This is a genomic window from Budvicia aquatica DSM 5075 = ATCC 35567 (assembly GCF_000427805.1).
Taxonomy (GTDB): domain Bacteria; phylum Pseudomonadota; class Gammaproteobacteria; order Enterobacterales; family Enterobacteriaceae; genus Budvicia; species Budvicia aquatica.
Genome location: NZ_ATYS01000031.1, coordinates 57444 through 63499, shown reverse-complemented (window position 1 = coordinate 63499; position 6056 = coordinate 57444). Strand labels below are relative to the sequence as shown.

Sequence of the window (6056 nt, the reverse complement as noted above, 5' to 3'; positions counted from 1 at the left end):
CGAAGCCAGCCAAAATCTTGCGGGGAACGTTGAACCAGCAGCGGCAGGAGCTTAAGAATATCCGCAACCGGCCAGCGTTGGGCGCGTCCGGCTTTAAGGCTTTTTAGTCCCTCAACACCATGTAAAGTAAACCAGTTTATTCACCGTCCAACGGATGAGCGGGCGGCGCAAAGTATTCTGGCGACGTCGGTGACAGTCATTCTCTGATGCAGCATCAGTATGGCAATGAGACGTCTGGCATAGTTTTTATCGAGGGTCTGCTGTGCTTTTTTACGCATCAACAGTCGTTCTTCATCAGGGATAGCTGCTATGAGCGGCATCGCTCAGTCCGATTGGTGGTTTGTTTCTTTTTGGCGATTGATTAGATCGCACAATCCGGGCTGAGTTCCCTCTAAGTGATCTACTATTTTGCGAAGCTATTTAGCTGCGACATTTTTTGTTCATGCTGATGGAGACTCGATGATCTATGAAGGAATAAATATTGGCGATATTCTAATTGTTGATAGATCAATGACTACTCAATATGAGTTGTAGGAACCTAGCGATCTCTGTAGCCCCAAACCTGTACCTGAATCGGCTAATACACTGGAAGATATTAAGCGTAGAGTGCTAACAATTAGCCACACCATTATACTACCTATTGTAAATCATCGCAGTAGTCTAGAATCCTATACGTGATTGTTAAGTTAAAAGTGTCTGTGTGCTACTCATACCCACCATTCCCAATATCAATCAACTTCTACCCTTATTATGGTCAGAGTATGGATACTATTGTGTCGGAGATGTGACACAAAAACGGCTCAAAAGAGCATAAATCAGATAAAATATACCAAGCATGTTTTTGCTGGCTGGCATGTACAGCGGCTCTGCAAGTGTTTAGAATGCGATACTTTTTGTAATGCTCCAGACTGTTTTTCTGGTGGCGGAGGTTTTAAGTGAAGTTTGAATTACAAACAACAGATGGACGAGCCAGACGCGGGCGTTTAGTTTTTGAGCGTGGCGTAGTTGAAACGCCTGCTTTTATGCCCGTAGGCACTTATGGCACGGTTAAGGGAATGACCCCGGAAGAAGTGAAAGAGACCGGAGCACAAATTTTGCTCGGTAATACTTTTCATCTGTGGCTACGCCCGGGCCAGGACATCATGCGTAAGCATGGCGATCTGCATGATTTTATGAACTGGCACGGTCCGATTTTAACCGACTCAGGTGGTTTTCAGGTCTTTAGCTTGGGTGATATCAGTAAAATCACTGAAGAAGGCGTGAATTTCCGCAATCCGATTAACGGTGATGCAATTTTTCTGAGTCCGGAAAAATCGATGGAAATCCAGAACGATCTGGGTTCTGACATCGTCATGATTTTTGATGAATGTACGCCTTATCCCGCCGACTGGGACTATGCTAAACGTTCGATGGAAATGTCACTTCGCTGGGCCAAGCGCAGTCGTGTGCGCTTTGATGAGTTGAATAATAAAAATGCATTATTTGGTATTATCCAAGGCAGCGTATACGAAGATTTACGTGACGTATCGGTAAAAGGACTGGTAGATATTGGCTTTGACGGGTACGCTGTGGGCGGCTTAGCCGTAGGCGAACCAAAAGAAGATATGCACCGTATTCTTGAACATGTTTGCCCGCAAATTCCGGCTGATAAACCGCGCTATCTTATGGGTGTTGGTAAGCCTGAAGATTTGGTGGAAGGGGTGCGCCGTGGTATTGATATGTTCGATTGTGTGATGCCGACCCGAAATGCGCGTAATGGACATTTGTTTGTTACCGATGGAGTGGTTAAAATCCGCAATGCTAAACATAAAGATGATACCTCAACGCTCGATGAGCATTGCGATTGTTATACTTGTCGCAATTATAGCCGGGCGTATTTGTATCATCTTGACCGCTGTAATGAAATTTTGGGTGCCCGATTAAATACCATCCATAACCTCAGATATTATCAGCGCTTAATGGCGGGTTTACGTAACGCCATTGAGCAGGGTACATTAGAGCACTTTGTTGCAGATTTTTATGATCGTATTGGTAAAACTGTTCCACCTTTAGCTAATTAATTCACATAACAAATGAGGAATCTCTTTAATGAGTCTGTTTATTTCTGACGCAGTTGCTTCCGCTGGTGCACCGGCCCAAGGTAGTCCTTACTCTCTGGTTATCATGCTGGTTGTATTTGGTCTGATTTTCTATTTTATGATTCTGCGTCCACAGCAAAAACGTGCTAAAGATCATAAAAATCTGATGGCTTCGATTGGTAAAGGCGACGAAGTGTTAACTACCGGTGGACTGGTTGGCCGCGTAGCTAAAGTTTCTGACACTGGCTACATCGTGATCGCGTTAAACGAGACCACTGAAGTTACAATTAAAAGGGATTTTGTTGCTGCCGTATTACCGAAAGGCACAATGAAAGCGCTTTAAGCCGCGCTATGTTTTTTGATTTTCCCGAAGGGAAACTATTGTGTTAAACCGTTATCCTTTATGGAAGTACCTGATGCTGGTTTTCGTTATCTGCGTCGGGTTGCTTTATGCACTTCCTAACCTTTATGGTGAGGATCCGGCTGTTCAGATTACTGGCGCGCGCGGAGTCGCCGCCAGTAGTACTACGCTGGGTCAAGTTGAAGATGTATTAAGAAAGCAAAATATTGAAATTAAATCGGCCGTGCTGGAAGACGGTGGGTCTTTACTGGTCCGTTTTAATAATACTGACGTTCAGTTACGCGCTCAGGAAGTTTTAGCTGAAGCTTTGGGCAATAACTTTGTTATTGCACTTAACCTTGCACCGGCAACCCCTCGTTGGTTACAGACTATTGGTGCTGATCCAATGAAGCTGGGGCTGGACTTGCGTGGTGGTGTTCACTTCTTAATGGAAGTGGATATGGAAACCGCCATGTCTAAGCTGCAAGAACAAACTCAGGATTCTATTGAGAGTGAACTGCAAACCAAAGGTATTCCTTTTGTCGAAGTGGCAAAAAACAGTGATGGCGGCGTTATTGCCCGCTTTGCTGATAATAATACCCGTGCACAAGCCGTTGACTACCTGACTCCACGCCACCGTGACTTAGTCTTTACGTTGGGTGATAAAAGTAGTTTTACTGCCACTATGACCGATCAACGCTTAAGCGAAGCTCGTGAATACGCAGTACAGCAAAACATCAATATATTACGTAATCGTGTTAACCAGTTGGGTGTAGCTGAACCTGTCGTGCAGCGTCAGGGAGCCGACCGCATTGTGGTCGAGCTGCCGGGTATTCAGGATACCGCCCGAGCTAAGGAAATTCTTGGCGCAACGGCGACCTTAGAATTCCGTGCTGTTAACACTAATATTGATGCTCAGTCAGTATTGCGTGGGCGTGACCGTAGTAAATCAGAAGTTAAATATCGCCGGGATGGTTCTCCGGTTGTGTTGCTGAAGAAGGTCATTTTGACCGGCGATCACATCACCGATTCGACCTCTAGTGCTGATGAATACGGCCGTCCTCAGGTGAATATCTCTCTGGATAGCGCCGGCGGCAATACCATGTCTGATTACACCAAAGATAACATTGGCAAGAATATGGCCACGTTATTTGTTGAGTATAAAGACAGCGGTAAGAAAGATGCCAACGGTCGTTCAATTCTTGAAAAACAAGAAGAAGTCATCAATATAGCCACGATTCAGTCTCGTCTGGGTAACAGCTTCCGCATTACCGGTATTGATAACGCGACGGAAGCCCGTCAGCTATCACTGCTGCTACGTGCCGGTGCGCTGATTGCGCCGATTCAGATTGTTGAAGAGCGTACCATTGGTCCTTCTTTAGGTCAGCAGAATATCACTCAGGGTCTGGAAGCATGCTTCTGGGGACTGATGGTTTCTGTCATCTTTATGCTGATTGTTTATCGTTTCTTTGGTGTGGTAGCGAGTTTGGCACTGGTGGTCAACGTTATCCTCATTGTGGGCGTTATGTCGATGTTACCGGGGGCGACGTTAAGTATGCCTGGCATTGCCGGTATCGTCTTGACGGTAGGTATGGCGGTTGACGCCAACGTACTGATCAACGAACGAATAAAAGAAGAGCTCAAGAATGGACGTAGCGTTCAACAGGCTATTCATGAAGGGTACAAAGGCGCATTCAGCAGTATTTTAGATGCTAACCTAACAACCCTGATTACTGCGGCGATTCTTTATGCTGTGGGTACCGGTTCAATTAGAGGCTTTGCTATTACTCTGTCTATCGGTGTATTGACTTCGATGTTTACTGCGATTGTAGGTACCCGCGCCATTGTGAATCTGGTGTACGGTGGCAAGCGCGTTTCTAAGCTGTCTATTTAAGGAGTCTGTTGTGGCAGAGGAATATAAAGTAGAGCAGCTTAACCACGGGCGGAGAGTGTATGACTTTCTGCGCGTGGGTAATGCCGCTTTCACTATCTCAATGATCTTAGTGGTTCTGTCATTTGTCGTAATGGGCGTGAAAGGATTTAACTGGGGTCTGGATTTTACCGGTGGTACGGTGATTGAGGTGAGATTAACTCATCCGATCGATCTGGAAAAAGTCCGTAGCGATCTAAATCAGCAAGGTTTTAAAGATCCGATTGTTCAGAATTTTGGTAGCACCCGCGATGTAATGATTCGTATGGCGCCTATTGAAGGCATGAACAGCGATGCATTAAGTACTAAGGTACTTGATATTGTGCATCAGAACGCCGATGAAGGCGCGGTAGTTAAGCGTATTGAGTTTGTTGGTCCTAGCGTAGGAGCCGAACTGGCCCAGTCGGGATTAATGGCAATTATCGTTTGTCTGCTGTGTATTCTGGTTTATGTCGGAGTTCGCTTTGAGTGGCGTCTGGCGTCTGGTGCGGTATTTGCACTGGCGCATGACGTGGTGATTACCCTGGGTATAATCTCGTTTTTCCAACGCGAGGTTGACCTGACGATTGTAGCGGCAATGCTGTCAATTATCGGTTACTCCCTCAACGATACCATCGTTGTATTTGACCGGATACGTGAGAACTTCCGTAAGATTCGTCGCGGTACATCTTATGAGATTATGAACGTCTCATTAACTCAGACGCTAAGCCGTACTTTAATGACCTCAGGTACTACCTTACTGGCAGTACTGTGCTTGCTGTTCTTTGGCGGTGAAATGCTTAAAGGCTTCTCTGAGTCATTAGCCATTGGTATTCTGCTGGGAACCGTTTCATCCATTTGGGTTGCTGCTTATATGGCACTTAAACTGGGCGTTAAGCGTGAGCATATGCTGACACAAAAAGTGGAAAAAGAGGGCGCAGATCAGCCTTCGATTCTGCCTTAATGGTCGCCGTTGTTTGAAATAGAAAAGCCCTCGTTGTTGAGGGCTTTTTTGTGGATTACCATCGCTGGCGCACAGAGTTTTATACCAACTGATTAAGATAAATATATTGCGCTAACGGTGCCGATTTCTGTTTGCCGCTTAGATAGGGGATTTCACCAATTAACGGAGCATTTAATCGGCTTTTTAGCGTGTCTATATAAGCGTTATAATGGGTGTTTCTGGCTTCGATGCTGTTAGCAATCCAGCCTGAAAGGTGTATGTTTTCAGACATCAGCACTCGCTGAGTCAGTAAGGCGTGATTGATACAGCCGAGCTTTATTCCGACTACCAGAATGACGTTAAGTTTCTCTTTTATAACCCAGTCAGACAGGCATTCCCGTTCGTTTAACGGCGTGTACCAACCTCCGGCACCTTCGATAATCACCACATCTGATTTTTGTGATAGACGATCTAAACCGTCTGATAGCTGCTGTATATCTATTTGTCTGTTTTCCATAACCGCCGCAATATGCGGGGATGTCGGCTCCTTAAATGCGACAGGATTGACTTCACCGTAGGTGAGGCTGAAAGATGAATTTGCCTGTAGTGACAGAGCGTCACTATTGCGCCAGCCTTCCGGCATTAAGTCGCAGCCTGAAGCGACCGGCTTATAGCCAGATACCCGATGTCTTTTAGCTGATAAGGCCTGAAGCAGGGCACAGCTGGCGATGGTTTTTCCTACGCTGGTATCAGTACCGGTGATAAACCAGGATTTAGACATATGCT

General features: G+C 45.8%; 6 protein-coding genes and 1 pseudogene. 5 read left to right on the top strand and 2 right to left on the bottom strand.

Going from position 1 to position 6056, the window contains the following annotated elements; genetic code table 11:
* A pseudogene (locus YWE_RS29625) lies at positions 1-320 on the bottom strand (helix-turn-helix domain-containing protein); the annotation flags it as partial.
* A gap of 88 nt (positions 321-408) precedes the next feature.
* Between YWE_RS29625 and YWE_RS31660 the strand changes: the two are divergent.
* From YWE_RS31660 to secF, 5 genes are all read left to right on the top strand, one after another.
* A complete protein-coding gene (locus tag YWE_RS31660; protein ID WP_227659968.1) occupies positions 409-534 on the top strand; it encodes a S24 family peptidase in 126 nt (41 codons plus the stop codon).
* Positions 535-935: 401 nt separating this feature from the next.
* Complete coding sequence (gene tgt / locus YWE_RS0113375) at positions 936-2060, top strand: tRNA guanosine(34) transglycosylase Tgt (protein ID WP_029095002.1); 1125 nt, start codon at positions 936-938, stop codon at positions 2058-2060.
* Positions 2061-2088: 28 nt separating this feature from the next.
* Positions 2089-2421, top strand: coding sequence for a preprotein translocase subunit YajC (gene yajC / locus YWE_RS0113370; protein ID WP_029095001.1), 333 nt, complete (start codon positions 2089-2091; stop codon positions 2419-2421).
* 40 nt (positions 2422-2461) lie between these two features.
* Positions 2462-4312: a protein translocase subunit SecD gene (secD, locus tag YWE_RS0113365; RefSeq protein ID WP_029095000.1), complete on the top strand. Its 1851-nt coding sequence runs from the start codon at positions 2462-2464 to the stop codon at positions 4310-4312.
* 10 nt (positions 4313-4322) lie between these two features.
* Positions 4323-5291 (top strand): protein translocase subunit SecF, encoded by a 969-nt coding sequence (gene secF / locus YWE_RS0113360; RefSeq protein ID WP_029094999.1) that lies wholly within the window; start codon positions 4323-4325, stop codon positions 5289-5291.
* 79 nt (positions 5292-5370) lie between these two features.
* Here secF and bioD read toward each other — a convergent pair whose 3' ends face one another.
* Positions 5371-6051: a dethiobiotin synthase gene (gene bioD, locus YWE_RS0113355; RefSeq protein ID WP_029094998.1), complete on the bottom strand. Its 681-nt coding sequence runs from the start codon at positions 6049-6051 to the stop codon at positions 5371-5373.
* Between the last annotated feature and the right edge of the window lie 5 nt (positions 6052-6056).